General features: G+C 54.7%; 1 rRNA gene. It reads right to left on the bottom strand.

Features of this window, described 5'->3' with window-relative positions:
- Positions 1 to 18: 18 nt before the first annotated feature.
- A 23S ribosomal RNA gene (locus ACSQ2B_RS26695) occupies positions 19 to 2,823 on the bottom strand.
- Positions 2,824 to 2,986: the final 163 nt, after the last annotated feature.

Raw genomic sequence — 2,986 nt, 5'->3', positions numbered from 1 at the left:
TCATGAGTTTTGATAAGAACGATCAAGCCGATCGAGCGATTAGTACCAGTAAGCTCCATGCCTCGCGGCACTTCCACACCTGGCCTATCAACGTGGTGGTCTACCACGGCTCTCGGCGAAGCCTTGTTTTGAGGTTAGTTTCCCGCTTAGATGCTTTCAGCGGTTATCTATTCCACACTTAGCTACCCTGCTGCGCGGCTGGCGCCACGACAGGTCCACCAGAGGTGTGTCCATCCCGGTCCTCTCGTACTAGGGACAGATCCTCTCAAGCTTCGTACACCCACGGCAGATAGGGACCAAACTGTCTCACGACGTTCTGAACCCAGCTCACGTACCACTTTAATCGGCGAACAGCCGAACCCTTGGGACCTGCTCCAGCCCCAGGATGTGATGAGCCGACATCGAGGTGCCAAACTTTGCCGTCGCTGTGGACGCTTGGGCAAAATCAGCCTGTTATCCCTAGAGTACCTTTTATTCGTTGAGCGATGGCCCTTCCACGCAGAACCACCGGATCACTATGGCCGACTTTCGTCTCTGCTCGACTTGTCAGTCTCGCAGTCAGGCGGGCTTATGCCATTGCACTCGACGAGCGATTTCCGACCGCTCTGAGCCCACCATCGCGCGCCTCCGTTACACTTTGGGAGGCGACCGCCCCAGTCAAACTACCCGCCACGCCATGTCCCGGATCCGGATAACGGACCGCGGTTAGACGTCAGCGACAACAAGGGTGGTATTTCAAGGTTGGCTCCGCCGGAGCTGGCGCCCCGGTTTCATAGCCTCCCACCTATCCTACACATGTTGTCGCTAACGCCAAGGCGAAGCTGTAGTAAAGGTTCATAGGGTCTTTCCGTCTGACCGCGGGAACCCCGCATCTTCACGGGGAATTCAATTTCGCTGAGCCTATGCTGGAGACAGCGGGGAAGTCGTTACGCCATTCGTGCAGGTCGGAACTTACCCGACAAGGAATTTCGCTACCTTAGGACCGTTATAGTTACGGCCGCCGTTTACCGGGGCTTCAATTCGGAGCTTGCACCCCTCCTTTTAACCTTCCGGCACCGGGCAGGCGTCAGACCCTATACGTCGCCTTGCGGCTTCGCAGAGCCCTGTGTTTTTGATAAACAGTCGCTACCCCCTGGCCTGTGCCACTCAGTCTTGCTTGCGCAAGGTGAGTCACGCTTATCCCGAAGTTACGCGTGCAATTTGCCGAGTTCCTTCAGCATAGTTCTCTCAAGCGCCTTGGTATACTCTACCTGCCCACCTGTGTCGGTTTCGGGTACGGTCTCCGTTGGAGTTATTTCCAGGAACTCCTTCACTGCCGGGAGCAATCCAATAAGCCCCGACAATTTACAGAATTCGTCACTTCCAACTGGCTCAGGAATATTCACCTGATTCCCATCGACTACGCCTTTCGGCCTCGCCTTAGGGGCCGGCTAACCCTGCGCAGATTAGCTTTACGCAGGAACCCTTGGGCTTTCGGCGAGAGTGTCTCTCACACTCTTTATCGCTACTCATGTCAGCATTCTCACTTCCGATACCTCCAGCCAGCCTCGCAGCTGACCTTCGCAGGCTTACGGAACGCTCCGCTACCGCTTGCACAAAGTGCAAACCCATACCTTCGGCGCACGGCTTGAGCCCCGTTACATTTTCCGCGCAGGATCGCTTGACCAGTGAGCTGTTACGCTTTCTTTAAATGATGGCTGCTTCTAAGCCAACATCCTGGTTGTCAAAGCAATCCCACATCGTTTCCCACTTAGCCGTGACTTGGGGGCCTTAGATGATGGTTAGGGTTGTTTCCCTTTTCACGACGGACGTTAGCACCCGCCGTGTGTCTGCCGGATAGTTCTCTTGGGTATTCGGAGTTTGGTTAGAATTGGTAGATCTCGCGACCCCCGCATCCATCCAGTGCTCTACCCCCCAAGGAATTCGTCCGACGCACTACCTAAATAGTTTTCGCGGAGAACCAGCTATGTCCAGGTTTGATTGGCCTTTCACCCCTATCCACAAGTCATCCCAGAATTTTTCAACATTCACGGGTTCGGTCCTCCAGTAAGTGTTACCTTACCTTCAACCTGCTCATGGATAGATCACCTGGTTTCGGGTCGTCATGCGACGTACTTATTCGCCCTATTCAGACTCGCTTTCGCTGCGCCTACACCTAACGGCTTAAGCTTGCACGGCACATGAAGTCGCTGACCCATTATACAAAAGGTACGCCGTCACCACGCGAGGTGGCTCCGACTGCTTGTAGGCTTCCGATTTCAGGATCTGTTTCACTCCCCTCGTCGGGGTGCTTTTCACCTTTCCCTCACGGTACTTGTTCACTATCGGTCGTCGAGGAGTACTTAGGCTTGGAGGGTGGTCCCCCCATGTTCAGACAGGATTTCACGTGTCCCGCCCTACTCGAGGCTGTCGCTAATTGACGCTTACGGGGCTATCACCCGCTATGGCCGACTTTTCCAAGTCATTCAGCTTTATGTCACGACAGCACTGGCCTGGTCCCGGTTCGCTCGCCACTACTACGGGAGTCTCGGTTGATGTCCTTTCCTCCGGGTACTGAGATGTTTCAGTTCCCCGGGTTCGCTCAATGAACCCTATGTATTCAGGTCATTGTACCTTTTAACGACCTACGAACCGCGTCGCCCGCCAAACCCAAAAGGGCTCAGCGGATGACCAAGTTCGCAACTCGTTAAAGGTGGGTTCCCCCATTCGGAAATCTTCGGATCAAAGGGTGCTCGCGCCTCCCCGAAGCTTATCGCAGCGTGCCACGTCCTTCATCGCCTCTCGACGCCAAGGCATCCATCAGAAGCCCTTATGCGCTTGATCGTTCTCAGCAAAACTCATGCTGCGTTGTGCCTGGGCCAGCGGCGAAGCCGACCCAAACCGCATCATGCGCTTTGTATTTGCCAGACAATGATGTCTTCACAAGGTCCACCCTCAAACGCAGACTAAACCGCGCCGGATAAACCCTTCTATTCACAATGTCATA

The sequence above is a fragment of the Phenylobacterium sp. LjRoot225 genome (genome assembly GCF_964252855.1).
GTDB lineage: Bacteria > Pseudomonadota > Alphaproteobacteria > Caulobacterales > Caulobacteraceae > Phenylobacterium.
This window is presented reverse-complemented; position numbering and strand designations above follow the sequence as displayed.